Annotated in this window: 20 protein-coding genes and 1 pseudogene; 15 read left to right on the forward strand and 6 right to left on the reverse strand. The window is 61.3% G+C overall.

All coding sequences use genetic code 11. From position 1 onward, the window contains the following. Positions 1-108 precede the first annotated feature (108 nt). From ACEN8U_RS08075 to ACEN8U_RS08115, 9 genes are all read left to right on the forward strand, one after another. A complete protein-coding gene (locus ACEN8U_RS08075; RefSeq protein ID WP_081588265.1) occupies positions 109-1,245 on the forward strand; it encodes a polysaccharide biosynthesis/export family protein in 1,137 nt (378 codons plus the stop codon). Next, positions 1,242-1,679, forward strand: coding sequence for a low molecular weight protein-tyrosine-phosphatase (locus ACEN8U_RS08080; protein ID WP_310107886.1), 438 nt, complete (start codon positions 1,242-1,244; stop codon positions 1,677-1,679). Before ACEN8U_RS08075 ends, ACEN8U_RS08080 begins: the two co-directional genes overlap by 4 nt. 15 nt (positions 1,680-1,694) lie before the next feature. Next, on the forward strand, positions 1,695-3,923 hold the full coding sequence (locus ACEN8U_RS08085) for a polysaccharide biosynthesis tyrosine autokinase (protein WP_310107888.1): 2,229 nt from the start codon (positions 1,695-1,697) through the stop codon (positions 3,921-3,923). A gap of 96 nt (positions 3,924-4,019) precedes the next feature. After that, positions 4,020-5,096, forward strand: coding sequence for a glycosyltransferase (locus tag ACEN8U_RS08090; protein ID WP_310107890.1), 1,077 nt, complete (start codon positions 4,020-4,022; stop codon positions 5,094-5,096). Further along, a complete protein-coding gene (locus ACEN8U_RS08095) occupies positions 5,083-6,207 on the forward strand; it encodes a polysaccharide pyruvyl transferase family protein (protein WP_310107892.1) in 1,125 nt (374 codons plus the stop codon). Before ACEN8U_RS08090 ends, ACEN8U_RS08095 begins: the two co-directional genes overlap by 14 nt. Further along, positions 6,137-7,315 (forward strand): glycosyltransferase, encoded by a 1,179-nt coding sequence (locus tag ACEN8U_RS08100; RefSeq protein ID WP_310107893.1) that lies wholly within the window; start codon positions 6,137-6,139, stop codon positions 7,313-7,315. Before ACEN8U_RS08095 ends, ACEN8U_RS08100 begins: the two co-directional genes overlap by 71 nt. Continuing rightward, positions 7,312-8,565 carry a hypothetical protein gene (locus tag ACEN8U_RS08105; RefSeq protein ID WP_310107895.1) on the forward strand — a complete coding sequence of 418 codons (1,254 nt, stop codon included), beginning with the start codon at positions 7,312-7,314 and terminating at the stop codon, positions 8,563-8,565. The genes ACEN8U_RS08100 and ACEN8U_RS08105 overlap by 4 nt, the downstream gene beginning before the upstream one ends. Before the next feature lie 58 nt (positions 8,566-8,623). Next, positions 8,624-9,949, forward strand: coding sequence for a glycoside hydrolase family 71 protein (locus ACEN8U_RS08110; protein WP_368607995.1), 1,326 nt, complete (start codon positions 8,624-8,626; stop codon positions 9,947-9,949). Positions 9,950-9,976: 27 nt separating this feature from the next. Next, entirely contained in the window at positions 9,977-10,303 is a 327-nt protein-coding gene (locus ACEN8U_RS08115; RefSeq protein ID WP_310107897.1) for an H-NS histone family protein, read from the forward strand. Positions 10,304-10,491: 188 nt separating this feature from the next. Here the strand turns inward: ACEN8U_RS08115 and ACEN8U_RS08120 are convergent, their stop codons facing one another. Continuing rightward, positions 10,492-11,415 (reverse strand): LysR family transcriptional regulator, encoded by a 924-nt coding sequence (locus ACEN8U_RS08120; protein ID WP_310107899.1) that lies wholly within the window; start codon positions 11,413-11,415, stop codon positions 10,492-10,494. Between the two features lie 126 nt (positions 11,416-11,541). Here ACEN8U_RS08120 and ACEN8U_RS08125 point away from each other — a divergent pair, with 126 nt between their 5' ends. After that, positions 11,542-12,936, forward strand: a complete 1,395-nt coding sequence (locus ACEN8U_RS08125; protein WP_310107900.1) for an MFS transporter — start codon at positions 11,542-11,544, stop codon at positions 12,934-12,936. 128 nt (positions 12,937-13,064) lie between these two features. Here ACEN8U_RS08125 and ACEN8U_RS08130 read toward each other — a convergent pair whose 3' ends face one another. The 3 genes and pseudogenes from ACEN8U_RS08130 to ACEN8U_RS08140 form a co-directional block, all read right to left on the reverse strand. Then, positions 13,065-13,364: a helix-turn-helix domain-containing protein gene (locus ACEN8U_RS08130; RefSeq protein WP_310107901.1), complete on the reverse strand. Its 300-nt coding sequence runs from the start codon at positions 13,362-13,364 to the stop codon at positions 13,065-13,067. Further along, positions 13,361-13,957 (reverse strand): AraC family transcriptional regulator, encoded by a 597-nt coding sequence (locus ACEN8U_RS08135; RefSeq protein WP_310107903.1) that lies wholly within the window; start codon positions 13,955-13,957, stop codon positions 13,361-13,363. The genes ACEN8U_RS08130 and ACEN8U_RS08135 overlap by 4 nt, the downstream gene beginning before the upstream one ends. Positions 13,958-14,097: 140 nt before the next feature. Then, positions 14,098-14,754 (reverse strand): annotated as a pseudogene (locus tag ACEN8U_RS08140) (thiamine pyrophosphate-dependent enzyme); the annotation flags it as partial. Positions 14,755-15,255: 501 nt separating this feature from the next. On the opposite strand from ACEN8U_RS08140, the gene ACEN8U_RS08145 reads away from it, so the two are divergent. From ACEN8U_RS08145 to ACEN8U_RS08165, 5 genes are all read left to right on the forward strand, one after another. Next, a complete protein-coding gene (locus ACEN8U_RS08145; protein ID WP_310107905.1) occupies positions 15,256-16,230 on the forward strand; it encodes a GlxA family transcriptional regulator in 975 nt (324 codons plus the stop codon). Then, complete coding sequence (mug, locus tag ACEN8U_RS08150) at positions 16,217-16,807, forward strand: G/U mismatch-specific DNA glycosylase (RefSeq protein ID WP_310107907.1); 591 nt, start codon at positions 16,217-16,219, stop codon at positions 16,805-16,807. The genes ACEN8U_RS08145 and mug overlap by 14 nt, the downstream gene beginning before the upstream one ends. A gap of 290 nt (positions 16,808-17,097) precedes the next feature. Then, positions 17,098-18,738, forward strand: coding sequence for an MFS transporter (locus ACEN8U_RS08155; RefSeq protein ID WP_310107909.1), 1,641 nt, complete (start codon positions 17,098-17,100; stop codon positions 18,736-18,738). Between the two features lie 12 nt (positions 18,739-18,750). Beyond that, positions 18,751-19,827 carry an HlyD family secretion protein gene (locus tag ACEN8U_RS08160; protein WP_310107911.1) on the forward strand — a complete coding sequence of 359 codons (1,077 nt, stop codon included), beginning with the start codon at positions 18,751-18,753 and terminating at the stop codon, positions 19,825-19,827. Further along, on the forward strand, positions 19,824-21,347 hold the full coding sequence (locus ACEN8U_RS08165; protein ID WP_310107913.1) for an efflux transporter outer membrane subunit: 1,524 nt from the start codon (positions 19,824-19,826) through the stop codon (positions 21,345-21,347). Before ACEN8U_RS08160 ends, ACEN8U_RS08165 begins: the two co-directional genes overlap by 4 nt. A gap of 100 nt (positions 21,348-21,447) precedes the next feature. Here ACEN8U_RS08165 and ACEN8U_RS08170 read toward each other — a convergent pair whose 3' ends face one another. Both ACEN8U_RS08170 and ACEN8U_RS08175 read right to left on the reverse strand, forming a co-directional pair. Further along, positions 21,448-21,831 (reverse strand): nuclear transport factor 2 family protein, encoded by a 384-nt coding sequence (locus tag ACEN8U_RS08170; protein ID WP_310107915.1) that lies wholly within the window; start codon positions 21,829-21,831, stop codon positions 21,448-21,450. A 58-nt stretch (positions 21,832-21,889) separates the two neighbouring features. Beyond that, positions 21,890-22,810 (reverse strand): LysR family transcriptional regulator, encoded by a 921-nt coding sequence (locus tag ACEN8U_RS08175; protein WP_310107917.1) that lies wholly within the window; start codon positions 22,808-22,810, stop codon positions 21,890-21,892. Positions 22,811-22,902: the final 92 nt, after the last annotated feature.

Here is a 22,902-nt window from a genome sequence, read left to right on the forward strand (position 1 = left end):
CGCGCTGGGTTCGCGGAATCGTTATCAAACGTGTTGTAAAGGGGATGTATGCGAAAGCGGGACAAACAGATTGCACGCGCTTGGGGTAGTCGCAAGTCAAAGGCTGCGATGCGGGGTGCGATGAGGGGTGCGATTTTTAACGCGGTAGCGTTGGCGCTTCCCATCGCGTTGGCGGGATGCGCAGCAGCGCCTGGCATGAAGATGGTCAAGCCTGCAACCATTGCGGTCTCTCACGATACCGAGGCGCGTGCAGAGGCGGCGCCCGTGCCGATCATGAACATCGACGCAACGCTCATTCATAGGCTGCGTGCAACTCGCACTAAAGATCTCGATGAGGCGGTGCGCGAGCTCTCTGCGAAACCTTCACCGTATGTGGTGGGAGCAGGGGACGTCTTGCAGATTACGGTCTGGGACCATCCGGAACTCGCGGTTGCACAGGGAGCGCCCGGCCAGGCGGCAACGCGCAACTCTGACCCGGTGCCGGGATTCGTCGTGGACCAGCGCGGCAATCTGCAATTTCCGTATGCAGGAACCTTGCACGCCGCGGGCATGACGACCGACCAGATTCAGCAGGCGCTCGCGCTCCGACTGACTAAAGCGTTCCTTAACCCGCAGGTCACGGTGCGCATGGCGTCGTTTCGCGCGCGACAGATTTTTGTCGACGGTGAAGTGCACACGCCCGGTGCCCAGCCGCTGAACGACATTCCGATGACGCTGTACGACGCGGTGAGCCGAGCGGGCGGGTTCGCGACGACGGCGGATCAGAGCCGGCTTGTCCTCGTTCGCGACGGCCGCTCGTATCCGCTCGACATGACCTCGATGTTCGAAGGCGGCTTCAATCCCGCCCGGATCATTCTGCGCGACGGCGACCTGCTCCGCGTGCGCGCGCGCGACGACAGCGGCGTGTACGTGATGGGCGAAGTTTCCAGGCCGTCGACCGCGCTCCCCATGCGTGACGGCACCTTGTCGCTGAGCGAGGCCATTTCGCAGGCCGGCAGCATCAACAGCAATTCCGCGGATGCGTCGGAAGTTTATGTGATCCGTGACTCGTTGAGCGCGAGCCCGCAGGTGTATCACCTGGACGCCAAATCGCCGGTGTCGATGGTGCTCGCCAATCAGTTTGCGCTGGAGCCGCACGACATTGTGTACGTGGACGGAAACGGTCTCGTTCGTTTCAGCCGTGTGCTGAATCTCCTTCTGCCCGCCGTGAATGCGGCACTTTACGGAGCGATCGCCGGGAAATGATCAGAAGCATGTTGGTGGTTTGCGTCGGCAATATCTGCCGAAGCCCGATGGCTGAATACCTGCTGCGTCGTGAACTCGAGGGAATCGTGGTGGAGTCGGCTGGACTCGACGCATTAACCGGATATGCCGCGGATCCCGCTGCTATCCAGGTCTGTGCCGAGAACGGACTGGACATTTCGAAGCATCGCGCGCGCCCGTTGAATGCGGCATTGGTCAGCGCGACCGATCTGATCCTGACGATGGAGCGTGTACACAGCCAGGAAATCATGCGCAGGCATCCCTCGGCGCGAGGCAAGGTGTTCCGTCTCGGCGACGTGGAAGATTTCGATGTGCCCGATCCTTATCGCAAGGCGCTCTCGCATTTTTACGAGGTGTACGAGTTGATCGCTCGTGGCACCGAATCCTGGACATCGCGCATTAAGGCACTCGCTTAAAGAGACGTAGAGACGATGAACAATAAAATTGACATGACCGTGGGTGATCCAGTCGACGAGGATGCCGATCTCATTCGCTATGTGGATGTGCTGGTCGGAAGCCGTTGGTTGATTGCAGCAATTTGCGCCGTAGTCGTGCTGCTCGGCACCGCGTATGCGTTTCTGGCGCGTCCGAACTACGAAGCCAACATCATGATCCAGGTCGAGGAGGACAACCCGACTAGCGCGACGTCGTTACTCGGCGACGTATCGTCTCTCTTCGACGTCAAAACGCAGGCGGAAGGTGAAGTCGAAATCCTGCAGTCGCGGGCGGTGGTCGATCAGGCGGTGAACGATCTTCGCCTTTATATCGACGCTGCGCCGCGCCGTTTTCCACTCATCGGCTGGCTGATAGCCGATAACAATAACGCCCTGTCCAATCCGGGACTGTTGGGTATGGGTGGGTTCTGCTGGGGAAGCGAATCGATCGCGGTCGAGCAATTCGACGTGCCGTCCGGCCTCATCGGCAAGCGCTTCAAGCTCACGCTGCTCGGCAATAACCGGTTTCGCGTCACACAGTCGGACCTCGATTCGCCGATCGAAGGGGTGGTGGGAGAACCGATCGTGTCGAATCAAAGCATCGGCCAGTTCCGACTGCTCGTTAAGCAAATAAGCGGCAAGCCGGGCGCCACATTTTCTCTCACACGTTATTCGAAACTCCTGACGCTCGAAGCGCTGCAGAAAAAGCTGACCGTCGAGCAGAAAGGCAAGCAGAGCGACATCATTACCGCGTCGCTGCGAGGACGGGACCCGGAGCAGATCACGGCCATTCTCAATTCGCTCGGCAATGCCTACGTGGCACAAAACATCAAGCGCAAAGCAGCCGAGGCTGACAAGTCGGCGGCATTTCTCGAGGGACTGCTGCCGAGCCTGAAACACGACGTGGAACAGGCAGAACAACGCTACAACGCTTACCGGAATTCGAAGGGCACATACGACCTCGGTCTCGAAGCACAGACGCTCTTGCAGGAGACGGTCGCGTGGCAAACCAATCTGTTGACCTTGCAGCAAAAGCGCGCCGAACTGGCGAGCGGCTACTCGTCCGATCATCCCTCGGTGCGAGCAGTGGAACAGCAGATCGCTGCAATGAAGGCACGGCTCCAGGCGGTAGATGGCCGGATGAAATCGCTGCCGAATCTGGAACAGGGGACGGTGGCGCTGATGCGCGACGTGCAGGTCAATACCGACGTCTATCTCGGCGCGCTGAACAATTTGCAGCAGTTGAAACTGGTGTCGGCCGGCAAGGTCGGCAATGTTCGGCAAGTGGATACCGCGCGCATTCCGGAAGAGCCGGTTCAGCCGAAAAAGCCGCTCGTGATGGGTCTGGCGTTGATTGCCGGCCTGATGATCGGCGTCGGGACGGCTTTCGCACGGGAGCACTTCTATGGCGGTATCACGGATGTCCAGGACATTGAACGCTATGCCGGCCTGAACGTATATGGCGCGATTCCCTACTCGACGGAACAGCGCACACTCGACGAAGCGATCCGGACGCGCCGCTCGGGCCTCGCGCTGCTCGCGGCGGCTCGCCCCGATGAGCCGTCTATTGAAAGCTTGCGCAGCCTGCGCACAGCCCTGCGTTTTGCGATGCTCGACGCGCCCAACAATCGTCTGCTGTTGACGGGACCGGGCCCCGGTGTGGGCAAGTCGTTCGTGGCGTCGAATCTCGCCGCGATCATGGCCAGCACCGACAAACGCGTGATTCTTGTCGACGCCGACATGCGGCGCGGCTACCTCAACCAGTACTTCGGCGTTTCGCGTGGGAAGGGGCTGTCGAACGTATTGTCCGGAGAGGCCACGCTCGACGAAGTGATCCGGCACGACGTTTCCGAAGGCCTCGATCTGATCACGACCGGCGGCATTCCGCCCAACGCAGCGGAACTGTTGATGAGCGAAAGCATGAGTCGGCTGATGCAACGCCTCAGCGAACGCTACGACCTGGTTGTGATCGACGCGCCTCCGGTACTCGCTGTGGCCGACGCCGGCATTGTCGCTAGCGGTGCGGGCACTACGTTTCTGATTGCACGTTTCCAGCGAACGGTGATCGGCGAACTTACCGAAAGCGCGCGGCATTTGCAGCGGGCTAACGCAACGTTGAAGGGCGTGATCTTCAATGCGGTGGATGCACGCGCATTCGGTTATCGCTCGAAATACGGCTCATATCGCTACGTCGCCTATCGGTATGACCGCAAGTTGACGAAATAACGTGGATGCAGCCTCTGTTTCAAACGCCTGAACAGCTGTTTCGCTACCTGGTGGCGAAAACGTCCGTACTTCCCTTTCTGCTTCGGTGAGTTCGACATGAAGATCGTACATGTGGTTGAGACATGGATAGGTGGTGTGGCCAACTACGTCCGCGCGCTGATGGTCGAGCAACGTAACATGGGGCACGAAATCGTGCTCTTGTGCGATCCGAGAAACCTGAAGCTCGCCGATATCGGCGTAACAGGGATCTCGGTTGTTCATTACCGCTCGAGCCGGAATCCGCTTCTCATCCCGGCGATTGCTCACAGGCTGAAAAGAGTACTCGTTGGTTTGCAGGCCGACGTCATTCATTGCCACAGTACTTTTCCTGGCCTGTATGTGCGGTTAAATCGCTTTCGTGACGAGAAGATCCTCTACACGCCGCATGCGTGGTCGTTCATGAAACGGGACATCGCGCCCGTCACGCGTCATGCGTTCGCATTTGTCGAACGGGCGATGGCCAACCGCTGCACCCGGATTCTGTGCATGTCGTTCGACGAGGTACGGGCGGCCAAGCGGCACGGTATCGGACTCGACAACATCGACCTCGTCTACACAGGCATCGCGCCCGACAGCGCAAGCGAACGTTTGATCGAGACCGCTGCGTTGACACTGAACCCTGTGACGACAATCCATATCGGCTATTTTGGAAGGCTCGACTATCAGAAGGGATTCGACATTCTTCTCAACGCCATTCCGCTGCTGAGGGAGGGACTGCACGTACACGTGTTCGGTGCTGCGGTGCGCGGTGGTGTGAACGTGCAATCCGACGATCCACGGGTCACCTATCACGGCTGGGTTGGGCCGGACGAGACGCGCCGCGCGATGCTCGACATGGATGTGATCGTCGTGCCCTCCAGATGGGAGGGCCTCGCGCTTGTTCCTATCGAGGCGATGCGGGCTGGCAAGGTGCTCGTCGTATCCAGCGAGGGCTCTTTGCCCGAGCAGGTGATTCATGGCTACAACGGTCTCATGTTGCGGGAGTTGAGCGGCACATGCCTCGCCGACCAGCTCAATGCATTGTCGATAGAGGAATGCCGCCGCATGGGTGCCAATGCCCGCCATGTGTTCGATCACGCCTTCCGCGCCGATCGTTTCTTCAAATCACTCATGAGCTGCTATGAAAACGCCTGAGGTCTTCCTGCTGCATGCGTACAGCCCGCGCAATAGCGGAGATGGCTTGCTGGTGAAGTTAAGCCTGCGCGCCATTTGCTCGGCGGGGATAGTGGGTCCCGTTACCGTCGTGTGTCTGGACAAGGCTGCATTTGCCGGTTATCTCGACGACAGGAACGTGGAGCTGATTTCCCTTGCACAGTTCGCGGTGAGAATCGTGCGACGTATCGGGTCCACGCGCGCCGCGATCTTCTTTGGGGTAGGGGGCGGCTATCTGAGGTCGGGCACGTTGAGCGAGGGGTGGAAGGCGCTGATCGCGCACGGTACGCAGATTGCCGGCACAGCGCTCGGTGGCCGCCGCAGCAGGACGGTTTATCTGCCGCAAAGCGTCGGGCCCTTCAAAGGCATCTCCGGGGTCATTCTCAAAGCGCTGATTCGCCGGCATGTCGACACGATTTTTCTTCGCGACGACAAGAGCCGCGATGAGTTGCAACACCGGCGAGGCGTGCGAACCGGCGATCTGGTCGTACTGGAGATCGGCAAGCATCTGCAAATTCCCGCGACTGCCTTGACGACGCAGGAGCGACGGAAGGTCTTCTTCGTCTTTCGCGACCTGAGCGGCAAGCCGTATTCCGAGGTGTACCTGAAGAACATCAGGCGTCTCGTCGAACTGATTCCGGACGCCGGCTTCGCTCTGCAAAGTTCAGGCCGCGGCAATAGCGACGACGTGTTCTACCAGCGCACCTTCGGTGTGCGGTGCAATGCCTTGCTTCGCGACATTGTGCTCCGGCGTGATGCCATCATCGTGTCGGTGCGTCTGCATGGCAGTCTGGAAAGCGTGCTCGCCGGCGTACCGAGCGTGCATCTATCGTACGAACGCAAGGGGCACGCTGCCTATAGCGACCTCGGCATCGACGACTACGTGTTTCATGCGGGAGACTTCGACCCGGTGAAGGTGGCGGACACCGTGGAGCGACTGAGAAACGATCCAACGCCGTTCTGGAATAGCCTCGATAAAGCTTCGGCGAACCGTTACGACGAACTGGTGGAGTACATCAAAAATGAAGTACAGCTCTTCGATCACGCTACTGATGGACGGAAACTTCTCGCGCGTCGGAGCGGAAATCTATAGTCCGCATATGGGCTATGAGCAGTTCGCGGTGCGTTTCACCCAGAGTTTCGACGAGGTCAGGATTGCCGCGCGCTCCTTTCCGACGTCGAAGGCTCTCGGAAAAAAGGTGACCGGCGCGCGTACCTCGTTTCTCGACCTCGGTGCGAACCGGGGCGTACGCGCGCTGGTTCTGGGCATTCCGCGCCTGATGCACCGCGTGTACGACGTCGTTAACCACGCCGATGTGTTGCTGATTCGCTTTCCAGGCAACATCGCGATGCTTGCCATGTTGATATGCAAGCTGACGCGCAAGCCGTTTTCCGCCGAAGTCGTCGCGGACCCGGCCGATTATTTCAGCGACGCCGCGTCGCGCCATCCGCTACGGCGCATTGCGCGCAGCGTGCATTGCTGGGCGACGCAACATGCTGTTCATCGTGCGAAAACTGTCCGCTATGTAACGGCACATTCGTTGCAACAGCGTTATCCGCCAAGCAGGTTGGATCGCGCATTCGGATTCAGCGATGTGTATCTCCCAGATGAAATGTTCGAGCACACTTCGCATGACGAAGATGGCGGCCAGGGCGGTTTTCGCATCGTCAATGTCGCGATGATGCACAACGAGAGCAAGGGGCATGACCTGCTGATACGCGCCATTGCCCGACTGCGCACCGACAAGCTCGATGTTCGTCTTACCTTGATAGGCGACGGCGTTTTGCGCGAGCATTTTCAGCGTATCGCGGCAGCAGAGGGCGTGGCGGACGTCGTCCATTTTGCCGGCGCAATGGACGGCGACGAAGTGCGTCGACGCGTCGCGCAGCATGCGCTTTTCGTGCTGCCCTCATTTCAGGAAGGCATGCCGCGAGCGATGCTCGAGGCGATGGCGCTGGGCATTCCCGTAGTGGCGACGCGCGTGGGCGGAATCGGCGAGGTTCTCGAAGAACAGAGTCTTGTCGAGCCTGGCGACCTTGGCGCACTTTGTGCACGAATTCAACAACGGGCGACGGACGCGTCATTCAGGCGCCGGGAGGCAGCCAGTCATCGAGCCATTGCGAGGAACTTTCAATTCTCAACCTTGCAGGAGCAATATCACCTCTATTGCGATGAGCTCAAGGCGGCTTCCTCGCGATGAAAAAGGATTTTCTCTACGTGGTGCTTGCCTCCGCGCTGCCGGCGCTTGGCAACTTCATTGCCGTAGCGGTGGCATTGCGCCATCTCGATCCGGACTGGCTCGGCAAATCGTACGCGCTGCTCGCGCTATTCTACGTAGCCATCGACCTTTTCAACTTCGGGTCGCCCCGCATCTTCACTATCGAGCGGATTCGCTCGCGCGTGTCCACGTTGATCTTTCTCGACTTCGCGAGTGCAACCGGATCGACTATCGTATTCGCGTCGCTTACCGTATCGCTCGCGCGAACCGGGCTATTTGCACAGCCGCATTATTTCTGGACGTTGCTCGCTGCACCCGCGTGTTATGGGCTTTCGCACTTTTCGCTCGGTGTCCTGAGACTATATGGCCGTAGCGGCCTCGTCTGCGCGATTTCGACGATTTCTGCGGTGAGCCGCATCGCCGTTGTATGGCTTGTCATCGCGAAGCAGGCTTTGCAACCCATGTTGCCGGACCTGCTGCTGCTCGTCGAAGCTGCATATGGCGCGATGATGCTCGTGGCGTATCTGGGTACGGCGCGCGGCGGCAATGCGCGTCCTGCCGACTTCGCGTCGTATCCTGACGCAGAGCGATTTAACCCGTGGACATTTCGCTATCGCGAGTTCCTGAGCGAACACCGGAAAGAGATTCTGGGCAGTTGGTATTCGAACGCGATCTTCTCGGGCGCGAAACATGCGGACATCATGATCGTGACATTTATTCTGGGGCCGTCTGCTGCCGCGCTCTATCGCGGCGTCAAGAGCGTGCACAATCTTGCGTTCAATAGCGGACAGGCATTTGCACTCGTCGTAAGCAGCAAGCTCGGCCGCGCCATCGCGCCATTGCTTCGCATGCGCGCCGCAGCGGTGCTCGCGGGAGTCGCCGGCACCATGGGGTTGTTAATGCTGACCAGTTGGATCGCGCTGCGCGTCCATCTCTTTCCAACGGGTCTGCTCGGTGCGCCCGCGTTGCAGTTTGGCTTTCTATTCGCCGCCTTCCTGGGGGCAGGCGTGATCTTTATGTGCAGGATATTTTCGCTTCATGTGTTTTCTGTGGACAGGCGCTGGTTCGTCAAGATATCGTCGCTGGAAGTGGGGGCGTCGCTGCTCCTCGTATCGCTGCTGTCGTATGCATTTGGGCTCATCGGCGCGACGATGGGCATTGCGCTCGCCGGCGGGATCGTGCTTGCGTTGTCGAGCCGAATCCGGGCGAAGGCAGCACCGGTTTCCATATAAATGAAGGTGTGTCCACCACGGTGACGAACGTATGAAACGTCGGAGTTTGCTGAAAGGGTTGGCGCTTTCCGCGATGGTGCCCTGCGGGATTGCCCCCGCGCGTGCCCAGCCGGCATCGACGCGCTACGTGTTCGCGCACTACATGGTGGCATGGCCTCGAGGCGGCCCCGATGCGGGCGTCGAGGACTATCTCGCCGAATTCCGCGAGGCGATGGCTCGCGGCATCGACGGTTTCGCGCTCAACTGCGGAGGCTGGAGCGCTAGCGAGCCGATGTACAAAGCGCGCGTACTGCAGATGTACGAGGCGGCCGAGCGCCTGGGTGGCGCTTTCAAGCTTTTCGTGTCCGCGGACGGCAACGCGCAGAACGAACTGCCCGATATCGTACGCACAACGAGCGGACTCAACGCGCAGTTGAAGCAGGGCGGCAAGCCGGTTCTGTCCGCTTATGGACTGGGCGGCAGAGATGCCGCGCGCTGCGAGTCCTTGATGCGGGAGGCGAACAGGCTCGGTGCGTGGTTCATCCCGCATTTTTCCCCGAGTAGCGGCGAGGCGACGATTGGCGAGGAACAGGCCGCCGAAATCGCCGGGAGGTGCACCTCCGCGGACGGCTATTTTTTCTTCGGCGCCGGCGCGCCGCCCGATGCGCTCGCTCGCTCGACTATGCTTCTGTCATCCACGTTCAGGCGCGTCGGCAAGACTTTCATGACGAGCGTTACACCGTACTACCGTGGTCTTTCGAACGGCACCAATTATCGTGCGTTCGAGACGGACGGCTTCAGCGGAATGGCAAAGGAATGGCAAGCGGCGATCGAATCCGGTGCGAACTGGATGCAAATCGTGACGTGGAACGATTGGGCGGAGTCGACTTATGTCGCGCCGATAGGTTCGACATCGAAAGCGCATGTCTACAACAGCCGATTCGGAGAACTACTGAATCACACGGCGTATCTTGATGCGAGCCGCTATTACATCGCCTGGTTTAAAACAGGCGTGCGGCCCGTTATTGAAAGTGACGCGCTCTATTATTTCTATCGCTTGCACCCGGTTGATTTGAGAACGGACATGGCGAGGGCGTTGGTTGATCCGTCGGCCGTCCCACCCAGATCTCTCGCGCCGCTCACGGCGCGAATTCACGTCACGGCGTTGATGACGCGGCGCGCTACGCTGACGGTGACATGTGGCGCAAATCGAGCCGTCTTCGAGCTTGTGGAGGGTGTGAACGAGGTCAGTATGCCGTCGGCGCCGGGGCGGCCGCACTTCGAAATCGTTAGAAACAATGCGGTCGTGCTGCAGAAAACGGGTGAGGTCGCCATCACCCAGACCGACTTTAGTGGTGCGTTCAACTATTTCAGCGGAAGTTCAGGTTCGGCGGGCGCGCAGTAGAACAACAATTCAGAAGGGGCAATCACCATGGAAGACCTCGAAACACTCAAGGCCCAGCGAGAAATTCTTCAGGCACAGCTTGTGGACATCGACAACACCATCCGCGTTCATCAGGTTGCCGAGAAAGTACAGGTGATCGCGGCGATCCGGCTGAAGATGGCGGCCTACAACATCACGCTCGACGAACTGCGCGGAGAACTCACAAAGCCGCGCCATGCCGCGGCGAAAGGGAAGGAGACCGTCCCGGTGCGCTACCGGAATCCCGAGACTGGCGACACCTGGAGTGGCCGCGGCCGGCGCCCCAAGTGGATTGCCGCAAGCGCGGACGTCGACCGGTTTCGTGTGGGCTCGTAGGTATGGGAACGGCAACTTTGGGATATTCGACACGGGGCTCGCGTTGGCCCGCAACCTCGGTTTCCGATCAATAACACCGGCATCCGTCGGCTTGCGCTCTCACTTGCTGCGGACATCCGCGTGAAGGCTGTTGCGCCGGGCTTGGTCGATATAAGCGCGATAATGGTGGGCTTTAGGCCACTCGCTGTTTATCCGCGATGCGTCGTGGTTTCCGCACCGAAGCGTTCCACCACGAAATCAATAAAACTGCGCAGTTTTGGTGAAATGTGCCGATCGGGTAGGTATAGCAGGTTCAGTTGCCGCTCCGGCGCGGCGTAGTCCGGCAGCACTTCCACGAGCCGCTTTGAGCGAAGATCGTCGTTCACGAGGATTGCCGGAAGCAGTGCGATGCCCAGACCGCGCAATGCGGCTCGCCTCAACGCTTCGGAATTGTCGATCTTCAGGCGCCCGTCCACATGTACCGCCACGCGCCCTTCTGGTCCGTTCAGCACCCACTCGGAATGGGCCGCGTACCACTCGGACCGCGGTGGATACGCGTAAGTGAGACATTGGTGTGTGCGCAGCGCATCGGGCGTCGCAGGGACGCCCTGCGCCCTCAGGTAGGCGCGCGAAGCACATAAAACGAGCCGATACGGCATGAGCGGACGCGCGACCAGATCTGGATTGCCCAGCGCACCGATGCGAATCGCCGCCTCAAACCCATCGTTGAGAAGATCCGAGACAGCGTCGGTCGCGACGATATCCAGTTTTACCTCCGGATAGCGATCGCAGTATTCAGCAATGGCCGGAATGAGGCACTCGTTGCTGAACATGACAGGCGCCGTTACGCGCAAGCGGCCGCGCGGCGTTGCGAGATGATCGTGCGCTAGCCGTTCTGAATCGTCGATCAGGCCGAGTATCTCGACACAGCGCTCGTAGTAGGTCTGGCCGAACGCGCTCACCCGCTGCTTACGCGTGGTCCGATGTATAAGCCGTGTGCCTAGCCGCGCTTCGAGCGCCTGCAGGTGACTACCGATCATGGTCGGCGACAGGTCGCACGCTACCGCCGCTGCCGTGAGGCTACCTGTTTCCACCACGCGCACGAACACGGTCATTGCCTTGAGAAGGTCCATTACTCAATAATACCGGGTTCTGTGCCCGATCGGACTGCATTTATCAAACCCTGCTTGGGGAATAGAGTTCGGCTACGCGACGGCCTTTGAGGCAATTTCCAGTCGCGTTCTTTCTGGCACGGACACATGTACATTTCACTCTCCACGCGGCGGCAATCATCGCGACTCGCGTTGCTGGCGACGAGCCTCGGTTTTGTGCTCATCTGTCTCGACGTAACGGTCGTGAATGTCGCGCTCGCCCGCATCCGCGCGAGCCTCGCAATCGGCTCGACAGAGCTCGAATGGGTCGTCAACGCGTACACGCTCGCATTCGCCAGCCTGTTGCTCACGGCAGGCTCGCTCGCCGACCGTTTCGGCGCGCGTCTGATCTTCGTCTGCGGCTTCGCCGTCTTCACCGGCGCGTCGATCGGTTGCGGTCTCTCGGCCGACGCGACGGTGCTTGTCACATCACGGGGGCTGCAGGGAGTGGGCGCCGCCTTGTGCGTACCATCGTCGCTGGCGCTGCTCGGCGCCGCATTCCCGGATGCGCACGCGCGCGCCAAAGCCGTGAGCATCTGGGCCGGCACCGCAGCGCTCGCGCTCGGCGCCGGCCCTCTGGTCGGCGGCGTGTTGGTCGAACGCTTTGGTTGGTCGTCCATCTTCCTTATCAACGTGCCGATCGGCATTGTCGGGATCTGGCTTACGCTCGCGCATGCGCCTGATACCGTACGCCATGAGGCGCGCTGCATCGACCTTGCCGGACAACTGCTCGCGGTCGTGGCGCTATCCGTGTTGACGTACGCCGTTGTTGAAAGCGGCCGACGCGGCTGGACCAGCGCCCCGGTCATGACGGGCCTGGTGGCGGCGGTGGTGGCGGCAGCGGCGTTCGTCGTCATCGAAGGGCGCCGCGTGCAGCCGCTATTGCCGCTCGCGCTCTTTCGGAACGCCGTGCTGAATGTCTGTTCAATCACCGGCCTCACGCTGAATTTTGGCTATTACGGATTGATGTTCGCGATGAGCCTTTTCTTTCAGAATGCATGCCACTACACGCCGCTCGAGACCGGCATCGCGTTTCTGCCGATGACCGCAGTCGTGACAGTGGCCAACGTAGTATCGGGCCGTCTTACCGCACGCTTCGGTTATCGCCTGCCCCTGGTCGTCGGCCAGTCGCTGGCGGCACTCGGCTATGCCTTGTTGGCGTTCCTCCGCGCGGACAGCAGCGCGCTCGCCATTGCGTTGCCCCTATTGGCTGTGGGCACCGGCGTCGCGCTCGCGGTGCCGTCCATCAATACCGCTGTGCTCGCGCATGTCGACTCAGCGTCAATCGGTATTGCTTCGGGCGTGTTGAATACCGCGCGACAAGTCGGCGGTGTCGTGGGCGTTGGCGTATTCGGTTCGCTCGTGCGCCCCGAGTCCAGCGATGTCGCATCAGGACTGCATGTGGCCGTGATGCTAGCCTTCACGATGACATTGTTAAGTCTCCTGACTGTCCGGCTTGGCGTTGCAAAGCGAGCATCGTCGGTCGATGCAGGTGCGAGTTAAGCGCTTTTCGAGCGCCCCACGCGCGTATCGCCGAACCCATTCATATCCGACACCTTAATCCCCGTTGCCCGTACTTTTTTCCTCCGCGCGATGCGCGCGAACGTCCGCATTGTGTGGAGCATGTCCATCTATAAGTGCAGGCTTAGCTGTTCAGCGAAGGACCGTATCACTTCTTCATTGCGTGCAAGAAAGATCCACTGCCCGACGCGCGTCGATACGAGAAGCCGCGCTTCGACGAGGAGGGCGACATGCACCGATACCGTCGATTGGGAAAGACCGCTGCGTGCCTGAATCGCGTGCACAGGGACGCCGCGGCCCAGGTCGACAAAGCGGCCTGGAAAGGCCTCGGCGGGGACTTTCAACCAGGCGAGGATGTCGCGCCGCAGCGGATTCGCGAGCGCCTTGTGAATCAGATCGGTGTCTATCATTGAATTTCCCGCATATCGCCGCTGCCTCGATACGGCGGCGCCAGGAGTGCTCGCGCGATCGTTTCCACGGCGTTTTCGCCCAGGTCCTCCCGCACGAACGATAACGCCAGATGAATGCCTGCACTCGCGCCACCGGACGAGTACAGGTTGCCATCCTTCAGGCAACCCGGATTCGACATCACATGCACGAGTGGATATTCGGTGGCGAGCCGGTGCGCGTCGCGCCAATGCGTGGTCAGCCAGCGGCGGTCGGCGAGACCCGCGCGGGCGAGCAGAAATGCACCGTTCGAAATGGACGCGAGCCGGCGGGTTTTCGGTCCCGCATCGCTCAACCAGTCGACGAGTTCCCCATGCTCGCGCGCCGAGCCCACGGCCTGCGCCCCCGGCACCACGATAATGTCGAAAGACGTGCGCGTGTCGAGCAGGCATCCCGTCGCGCGCACGGCCGTGCCGTTCGAGGACAACACCGTCCCCGGCGCCGGGCCGATCAGATGCTGTTCATAAAGCACCCCGCCGAAGAGACGGTTGGCCCGATGAAACACATCCATCGGACCGCTCACTTCGAGCAACTGAAAACCCGTGTAGAGCATCATCGCGACACGCATGCGCGGTTACCCGGTGAGCGCTTGCGTAACGAGTGCGGCCTGCCGCGCCACGTGCGCCGAGTGATATCCCGGTGCGGTCGATGCAGAGGCGTCCGGTCCGACACCTTGCCGGTGGCCACGATCGCGCGTTCGAGCAGTTCGCGGCGCTCGCTGACGTAGCGTTCTGCTTCATCGTGCGTGATCACGCGCTGCTGGATCAGCTTGCGCGCGTAGAGGATCCGCACGCCGGGGTGATTGGCGATCGCGCGATACATGAGCGGCTGCGTGATCGCCGGCGTGTCCTGTTCCTGGTGCCCATACTTGCGAAAGCACACGAGATCGATGACGACGCTGCGCCTGAACGTGGTGCGATAGTCGACGGCCAGCCGCACCGCCAGCGCGACGGCTTCGGGATCGTCGCCATTGACGGCCAGGACGGACGCCTCGATCATCTTCGCGACGTCGGTCGTGAAGAACGACGAACGCGTGTCGCGCGGATCGGAAGTCGTGAAGCCAATCTGATTGTTGATGCCCATGTGAACGGTGCCGCCCGTGCCGTGGCCGCGCGTATAGGAGAGGCTCAGCGTTTCCATCACCGCGCCTTGTCCGCTCATCGCGGCGTCACCGTGAATTTCGACCGGCAGCACGTCGTCGCCGTGGTCGGTATCGGCAGCGCGAGCCAGTTCGGCCTTCGCGCGCGACATGCCTTGCACGACCGGGTTCACGCACTCCAGATGCGAAGGATTGAACGCGAGCATTACATCGACGCGGCCGTCGTCGGTCTCGACGGAACCCGTAAAGCCCTTCAGCGAGATACAGTTCATATTGCTCTTCGACGTAAGAGGCATTGCCCCCGAACAGGAAAGAACTCTGGCGTTCCTTCAGCATGATGAATCTGCCCTTGATCGGCGCGCGCCCGAGCGTCGAACGTCTAGCGCAACACATGAAGTGACGCCTATCGCTGCTTGCGGTCGCCCACGGTATCTCCAGGCATCGATGCGCGTCACAAGCATTGCCCTGGGCGGGAGACTTCCCGGTGCGTCCGGGTAGTGTGCCTCGTCGCAATCGTGTACACAGTCTAGTTAATCGATGCCTCGGCCGACATGCATGGATAGTGCGCTCGTCTGCCAGGTTGTGGAGTTTTCGGGCCACGCCGTGCATCTGCGCGTCAATTGTCGATTTGTTACGCCACGACACAATACTTTTTCCAAAGGCTGACGGCACGCGTACCTGACGATGCGGTAAGCTGCGCCACGACTTCGTTGAGGTATCAACGAAAACACAGTTATCACCATGAAGGTCACGGCATGAAAGTCGCCATTGTTGCATTCGATGGTGTGCAGGCGCTGGATGTGGCAGGCCCACTCGATGTGTTCGCCGAGGCGAATACTTTCCTTTCCGAGCATCAGCGATATGAAGTGACGCTTCTCGGACGCGAGGCGGGCACCGTTTCGTGCTCGAACGGCATGCAGCTGGCCGTGTCGTCCGGCTATGCCGACCGTGACATTGAATGGGACCTGCTGCTGGTAGCGGGCGGCCCGCAGTTGCCCGATGAGCCGCTGTCGAACGAGTTCCTCGCCTGGCTGCGGAACCAGGCGCACAACGCAGGCCGCTTCGGCTCCGTGTGCAACGGCGCTTTCGTGCTCGCGCATGCGGGTCTGCTTGATGGCAAGGAGGTAACGACGCACTGGTCGGACGCAAGCCGGCTGTCCCGTGAGTTTCCGCAGGCTAACGTGCAGCCGGACAGGATTTTCGTGCGCGACGGGCGGCTCTTCACGTCGGCCGGTGTGACTGCCGGGATCGATCTGTGTTTGTCGCTCGTCGCGGAGGACTTTGGGCACGAGCTGGCGGTGCGGGTCGCAAAGCGTCTCGTCGTGTATATCCAGCGCGAAGGCGGGCAGTCGCAATACAGCCCGTATATCGGTGCCGGCAAGGACGAAGACCCCATCATCGGCAAGGTCTATCGGTATGTGAGCGAGCACTTGACCGATGTCCTGTCGATAGAGGAACTCGCGAACGCCGCGTCGGTGAGCCGCCGCACATTGTCGCGGCTCTTCGCGAAGCACGCGAAGGTGACCCCTTCCGTATTCGTGGAGCAGGTTCGCGTCGACACCGCGAGAAAGCTGCTCGAGGACACCGATGCGCCGCTGAAGACGGTCGCATTCCATTGCGGCTTTCACAACGCCACCCATATGCGCGCGACTTTCTCGCGGCGGCTCAATGTGACGCCGAAGCAGTATCGGATGCGCTTCAGAGGGGAAGAGGCGAATGCGCGGCAATGATCCGATTGTGGCGGCAGCGGGCGCGTCGTCCCTGTCATCCGATACCTGTGCCGGTTCGGTGCAGGCCCTTCCGGATATCATCGAGCCGGGCTTATCCATACTGTTCTGCGGGATCAATCCGGGTTTGAGCGCGGCCTCGTCAGGGCACCACTTTGCCGGCAGAGGCAATCGATTCTGGAAAGTGCTCCATCGTGCGGGCTTCACGAGCGAGGAGTTTCGTCCCGAGAACGACAGGCACTTATTGACGTGCGGCTGCGGACTGACTGCCGCCGTCCCGCGCGCTACCGTGCGGGCGGATCAGTTGCAGCGAGCGGAGATTCGAGCCGCCGCCGCGCAGTTCGAACTGAAAGTCCGGCATTTCGCGCCGAGATTCATCGCGTTCCTGGGCAAGCTCGCACTGGCCGAAATGTCTGGTCAGCGCAATATCGAATGGGGATTGCAGGCGACCGACTTCGGCGGCGCACGCACATGGGTGCTACCGAACCCGAGCGGCCTTAACCGTTCGTTCAGCCTCGATGCGCTGGTGAGCGCCTATCGTGAGTTGCGGATTGCTGCTCAGGCCTCAGCCATCGACTGAACGCCTGGATGGTCCGCCGCGACGCAATCCGCCCGTACCCCTTGGCCTGATGCGCGCGGCTCGCTTTCGCAGCGGCCTGGCAAGATTCTGGTATTGGACGACCCAAAACCCCTCAAGCCCGCGCTTCATGAAATGGGCATTGTCTCCGACAATAAAGCAGTAGGTGCACAGCAACGAACCGCGCTGAGCCGACGGTTGATTACTCACATCAGCAAGTAGAGCTAACGAAATGAGAGTTGGAGATGTCTCTCGCGAGCAATGCCTCGCTCAACAGGAGTAGCTGATTCCCCATGAATGCGAATCCCACGACGACTGCTACGGAAGCGGCCACGGTCCCGCAAGCTCGCGAACCTGGCCCCATGCGACTAGCGTCGGTTCCTGCGCCGGTTGCCGAGCCTGCCGGGGCAACGGTGCCGCAAGCGGGCCTCTCCGGGCGTATCGCGCTCGGGCTGATCGGCATGCTGTTCGCGTCGTTGCTGGCGATCCTCAACGAACAGGTGACGGCGGCCGCGATGGCCGATATACAGGGCGCGTTCCTCGTCGGACACGACGACGGCACCTGGCTTACCGCGCTGTTCGAAGCAGCGAACGTGGCGACGATGGTGTTTGCGCCATGGTTCGGCACTACGTTCACGCTCAAGAGGTTCACGATCGGCGCAGTCATCGCAACGATGTTCTTTGGTTTGCTGTGCCCATTCGCACCGAACTTGCCGGCACTTTACTCGTTGCGGATATTGCAGGGAATCGCAGGCGGATGTCTGCCGCCGATGCTGATCATCGTCGCACTGCGCTATTTGCCGCCCGATCTGAAGCTGTACGGTCTCGCCGGCTATGCACTGACGGCAACTTTCGGACCGGCGCTCGGCGCACCGCTCGCCGCGCTGTGGACCGAGTTCGTCGATTGGCGCATGGCGTTCTGGCAGATCATCCCGCTTGGCGCGCTGTGCTGCGTTGCGATTCAGCAGGGACTGCCCGCGGATCCGGTGAAGCTCGAACGGTTTCGCGCATTCAACTGGTTCGGTTTCCTGACGGGATTTCCCGCTGTTGCGATGCTTGTGACAGGCATTTTGCAGGGCGACCGGCTCGACTGGCTCGGCTCGGAGTTCATTCGTGTGATGTTCGGCGCGGGCGGGCTGCTGATGGTCGCGTTCCTCGTCAACGAGTGGTATCAGCCAGTGCCGTTTTTCAAGCTTCAATTGCTGGCACGCAGAAACTTTACGCACGGGCTGTCGACGCTGGTCGGGACCGTGATTCTGCTGGTGGGCGTCGCGGCCATTCCCGGCCAGTTTCTGGCGAAAATTCACCTGTACAGGCCGCTGCAAACGGCGCCGCTGTCGTTGCTTCTGGCCGGCCCTTTGCTCATCACACTACCGCTGACAGCCGCTCTCTTGAATAGGCGCCGCGTCGACCACCGCTGGGTGATCGCGATAGGTATCACGCTGATGTTGACGACTTGCGCGCTGGGCACTTTCATGACGTCCGCGTGGATCCGCGACAATTTCTATATGCTTCAGGTGCTACAGATCGTCGCACAGCCGCTGACGATCATGTCGATCCTGATGGGTGTCACGACGGGCCTGCCGCCTGCCGAAGGTCCGTTCGCCTCGGCGATGTTCAATACCGTCAAGACGTTCTCGGCAGCCGTGGCAAGCGGGCTCATCGAAGCGGTGGGCACCGCGCGCGAGCATTTCCATTCGAGCGTGCTGGTGGACCAGTTCGGCAATCGCGCACTGATCGCGAACCAGGGCGTCGACGCGGCCTATGGTCTCGGCCAGATCGCGCACCGCATTCACGAGCAGGCAGTCGTTCTCACCTCCGCCGATCTTTATCGCGTGATGGCGTGCGTCGCCGTTGTGCTTCTTTTTCTGGTTCCCGTGCTGCCGGTTCGTATCTATCCGCCGTGGAGTACTACGCCGCCCTCTTCGCATTGAGGAACGATTTCCATGTCATCGACCACTCCATCCCCCTTGAAGATTTCCCGTATCGCCGCAGCCATCATCGTGATCGGCCTCGTTGTATGGGCTTGCGTCCGGCTCTTTTCCAGCGCGAGTACGGAATCCACAAACGATGCGTATGTGACCGCCGACTTTACGCTCGTCGCGCCGCGTGTCCCGGGACAGGTCACGGACGTCTTCGTCAACGATAATGAGGATGTGAAAGCGGGCCAGCTGCTCGTGCGTATCGACGACCGCGACTATCGCGCCGCGTTGATGAGCGCAACGGCTGAGGTCGCTGCGGCGAAAGCGTCGGTCGCGAACTTCGATGCCGAGATCGCGCGGCAGCCGTCGCTCGTCGATCAGGCACGCGCGACCTTGCGCGCCGATGAGGCGTCGATCGGATTTGCACGCGCCAATGCAGCGCGCTACCAGAATCTGTCGGCAACCGGCGCGGGCACCGCACAGGAGCAGCAACTGTCGTCGAGCACACTCGCACAGCAGCTTGCACAGCAGGCGCGCGATCAGGCTGCGTTGCTCGCCACCCAGCAGAATCTCGACGTGCTGCGTACGCAACGCGACAAGGCGGCCAGCGCACTGCAACACGCCGAGGCGGTACAGGAACAGGCCCGGCTGAACCTCTCCTATACGGAGATCCGCGCGCCCGTCGACGGCAAGGTGGGGCGCCGCTCGGCACGGGTCGGCGCATTTCTCACGCCGGGGGCGGCGGTTCTCGCCATCGTGCCGCTGTCGAACGCGTATGTGATTGCCAATTTCCAGGAGAGCCAGATTACCAACATGCGACCCGGGGAGGCGGTGCGCGTGACGGTGGATAGTCTTCCTGGCGTCGTCATCCGCGGCCGCGTCGATAGCCTGGCGCCGGCGACAGGCGTGAGCTTTGCGCCGATCGCGCCGGACAACGCGACCGGCAACTTCACGAAAGTCGTGCAGCGTGTGCCTGTGAAGATCACGATCGATCATGGACAGTTGGCGGCATCCGCGTTGAGCGTGGGGCTGTCGGTCGAAGCCGAGGTCGCGGTGGGCCGCAACGGACAAGCGACGGCTGAGGGAGCGGAAAGAAAATGAACGGCAACACATACGCTCTCCGCCCGATGATCGCGGCGATTCTGGCTTGCGTCGCGATGGCGGGCTGCACGGTGGGTCCGAACTTCGAACGTCCGCAATCGGCCACGCCGGATGTCTTCGACCGGACGCAAGCCGCGCAGTCGCCGAGCAAGGCTGTCGAGGCACAATTCGGTCCGGACTGGTGGACGCTCTTCAACGATCCGATCCTGAACGACCTGGAAAAGCGGCTCGCCGACCAGAACCTGAGCGTGGCCGCAGCCTCCGCGCGTTTACTGCAAAGCCGTGCCGAACGCCGCGTGGTCGGTGCCGCCGAATATCCGACGCTCGGCGGCGCCGCGTCGTACAACCGCGAACGCGGCAGCGAAAACGGCATTCTGTCGTTGCTCGGCGTGACGCCGTCGCAAAGTCAGCCGCTATCGGCTTCTGGCAGTGCGCCGCTTGGCGTAGCCGCGATGCCGGGCTCGAAAGGGTCGCCGGCCTATAACGTATATCAGGCGGGCTTTGACGCGTCATGGGAACTCGACCTGTGGGGCCGCGTCCGCCGCAGCGTCGAAGCGGTCACTGCGCAGTCCCAGGCATCGTACGAGGACCGCAACGCGATACTGCTGAGCGCACGCGCCGAGCTCGCGCGCGACTATATCGAGTTGCGCGACACGCAGGATCTGCTGCAGATCGCGAAGGAAAATCTCGCCATCGCCAACGGTGCGCTGAAGCTGACGCGCGATCGCGCACGTGAGGGCGTGACGACCGATCTCGACGTGTCGAACGCAGCGGCGCAGGTCGAGAACATTGAAAGTCTGATTCCGACGCTCGAATCGCAAAGCGAAACGACGATCAACGCGATCGGCTTGCTGCTCGCGCAGGAGCCCGGCGCGCTGCGGCAGACGCTTGCGGAGCCGCGTGAAGTGCCCGCGCTGCCCGTGCAGGTGCCGATTGGCTTTCCATCCGAACTGGTGCAGCGCCGGCCCGACATCCGCAGGGCGGAGGCGGAACTGCATGCGGCCACCGCGAAGATCGGCGTCGCCAAGGCCGATTTTTATCCCCGCATCACGCTGAACGGCAGCGCGGGGTTGCAGAGTCTGCAATTGTCGAGCCTGGGCAGTTGGGCATCCGGGCAATTCGTCGCGGGGCCGTCGATCACGCTGCCGATATTCGAAGGCAGGCGTCTGAAGGGCATGCTTCAACTACGCGAGGCGCAACAGCAGGAGGCCGCGATCGTCTACAAGCAGACGGTGTTGAACGCGTGGAGGGAAGTGGACGATGCCCTCGTCACTTACGATGCCGAGCAACGTCGCCGCGATCGGCTTAGCCTTGCAGTCAGCATGAATGAACGTGCGCTCGCGGTGGCACGCGACCGTTACAAGGCTGGGGCGCTCGATTATCTCGACGTCCTGAATGTGCAGAGGCAGTTGCTCGACGCGCAGAGCAATCTGCAGAAAAGCAAAGCTGCTGCGGCAACGAATCTCATCACGCTTTGCAAAGCGCTGGGGGGAGGGTGGGAGTCGACTTACGGCGGGTAAGGCGGGGAGGCTGCTGCTCGCACGGCGCGGCGCGGCGCGGCGCGGCGCAACCCATTTTGCCGAAGCCGTGAGTTGCCTCGCGTCGATCTCAGACCTTGTGTCAAGGAATCTTCCGCACCCATTGGTTGCGCCAGTCCGGCGCTTCGAAGGCGTCGGCAAAGTACTGGGTTTCGTGGGCCACCTTGCCGTCGCGGAACTCCATGATGCTGACGGTGTAAGCCGTTCGCCCCGTGTAGGAAATGGTGTATTCGGTGATCCATAGATCGCCCGCGCCCACGATGCGCCTGACTTCGAATCCCGATGGCTTGCCCGGATGGTGGCCGCGAAGCGCCTGCAAGTCGACTCGCCCGACGATGCGTTCACCCGATTGCGGGTAGTCGCAGATCACGTCTTCAGCGTAAATGGCATGTTCGGCGTCGAGATCGCCCTGTGCCGATGCTTGCCAGTGCGCGTTCAGTGCTTCGCGTATCGTCGCCTGTTTCATCGCAGTCTCCAGACTAGGGTGCTATGCGACGCAGCGTAGACGCGCGGCTGACGACCGGTCAAGTAGTGCAAGCGCCGGCGCGTTCGCCCGAAATGCGCGCGCGAAGCCGCGGCGTCGCGAAGTCGAGGAACGCGCGCAGCTTCAGCGGCAGCGGCGTTTGTCCGGCGTGCACGAGGCTGACCGGTAGCGGCGCCGCTTCGAATGCTTCGAGCACGACGCGCAGCTCGTTCGCGCGGACCGCATCGGCGACCTGGTAGGACAGCACACGAATCAGTCCCACGCCGAGGATCGCGGCCGCGATCGCCGCGTCCGCCGTGTTGACCGCGAAGCGCGATTGAACCGGTACCGACACTTCGGACTTGCCGGACCCGAAGCTCCACGCCCGCATCGACTCCAGTGCTTCAAAAGTGATGCAGCGATGTGTGTCGAGGGCCGCCGGCCGTTCCGGCACCCCATGCGCATCGAGGTACGCGGGACTGCCGCAGATGACCCGCCGCACGGTGCCCACCTGCTTTGCGACGAGCGTGCTATCCGGCAACTGGCCGATCCGGATTGCGACGTCCGCATGCTCGTCCATCAGATGCACGACGCGGTCGGTCAGCATGAGGTTGATGTCGATCTCCGGGTACTGCGCCAGAAAATCCGCGATCACCGGCGTGACGTGCAGGCGGCCAAACGCGATCGGCGCCGTGACGACGAGTTCGCCCCTCGGTGCCGCATATTCGCCGGTCGCGGCGCGCTCGGCCTCGCCGATCTCTTCGAGAATGCGCCGGCACGCGGCCACGTACGAGCTGCCGGCTTCGGTCAACGACAGCTTGCGCGTCGTGCGATGCAGCAGGCGCGTTTTCAGGTGCGCTTCCAGTTCTCCCACTTTGCGGCTGACGGTGGCGAGCGGCATGTCCAGGTGGCGCGCGGCCGCCGACAGACTGCCTGCATCGACAACCGCGACGAGGATCGACATGGCTTCGAGACGATTCATGATCCTATCAACTGGTGGAAGGATGAATCTCGATCCTGATGGATTCTCTTTGCGAATGCAAGTGCGTAGCCTTGGAGTTGAATCCCGGACCG

It is taken from the genome of Paraburkholderia phenoliruptrix (assembly GCF_047325075.1).
Classification (GTDB): Bacteria; Pseudomonadota; Gammaproteobacteria; order Burkholderiales; family Burkholderiaceae; genus Paraburkholderia; species Paraburkholderia phenoliruptrix.

Coding starts and splice junctions, on each gene's coding strand:
- ACEN8U_RS08075 (WP_081588265.1), top strand. CDS start 109: ATGCGGGGTGCGATGAGGGGTGCGATTTTTAACGCGGTAGCGTTGGCG.
- ACEN8U_RS08080 (WP_310107886.1), top strand. CDS start 1,242: ATGATCAGAAGCATGTTGGTGGTTTGCGTCGGCAATATCTGCCGAAGC.
- ACEN8U_RS08085 (WP_310107888.1), top strand. CDS start 1,695: ATGAACAATAAAATTGACATGACCGTGGGTGATCCAGTCGACGAGGAT.
- ACEN8U_RS08090 (WP_310107890.1), top strand. CDS start 4,020: ATGAAGATCGTACATGTGGTTGAGACATGGATAGGTGGTGTGGCCAAC.
- ACEN8U_RS08095 (WP_310107892.1), top strand. CDS start 5,083: ATGAAAACGCCTGAGGTCTTCCTGCTGCATGCGTACAGCCCGCGCAAT.
- ACEN8U_RS08100 (WP_310107893.1), top strand. CDS start 6,137: ATGAAGTACAGCTCTTCGATCACGCTACTGATGGACGGAAACTTCTCG.
- ACEN8U_RS08105 (WP_310107895.1), top strand. CDS start 7,312: ATGAAAAAGGATTTTCTCTACGTGGTGCTTGCCTCCGCGCTGCCGGCG.
- ACEN8U_RS08115 (WP_310107897.1), top strand. CDS start 9,977: ATGGAAGACCTCGAAACACTCAAGGCCCAGCGAGAAATTCTTCAGGCA.
- ACEN8U_RS08120 (WP_310107899.1), bottom strand. CDS start 11,415: ATGGACCTTCTCAAGGCAATGACCGTGTTCGTGCGCGTGGTGGAAACA.
- ACEN8U_RS08125 (WP_310107900.1), top strand. CDS start 11,542: ATGTACATTTCACTCTCCACGCGGCGGCAATCATCGCGACTCGCGTTG.
- ACEN8U_RS08130 (WP_310107901.1), bottom strand. CDS start 13,364: ATGATAGACACCGATCTGATTCACAAGGCGCTCGCGAATCCGCTGCGG.
- ACEN8U_RS08135 (WP_310107903.1), bottom strand. CDS start 13,957: ATGATGCTCTACACGGGTTTTCAGTTGCTCGAAGTGAGCGGTCCGATG.
- ACEN8U_RS08145 (WP_310107905.1), top strand. CDS start 15,256: ATGAAAGTCGCCATTGTTGCATTCGATGGTGTGCAGGCGCTGGATGTG.
- mug (WP_310107907.1), top strand. CDS start 16,217: ATGCGCGGCAATGATCCGATTGTGGCGGCAGCGGGCGCGTCGTCCCTG.
- ACEN8U_RS08155 (WP_310107909.1), top strand. CDS start 17,098: ATGAATGCGAATCCCACGACGACTGCTACGGAAGCGGCCACGGTCCCG.
- ACEN8U_RS08160 (WP_310107911.1), top strand. CDS start 18,751: ATGTCATCGACCACTCCATCCCCCTTGAAGATTTCCCGTATCGCCGCA.
- ACEN8U_RS08165 (WP_310107913.1), top strand. CDS start 19,824: ATGAACGGCAACACATACGCTCTCCGCCCGATGATCGCGGCGATTCTG.
- ACEN8U_RS08170 (WP_310107915.1), bottom strand. CDS start 21,831: ATGAAACAGGCGACGATACGCGAAGCACTGAACGCGCACTGGCAAGCA.
- ACEN8U_RS08175 (WP_310107917.1), bottom strand. CDS start 22,810: ATGAATCGTCTCGAAGCCATGTCGATCCTCGTCGCGGTTGTCGATGCA.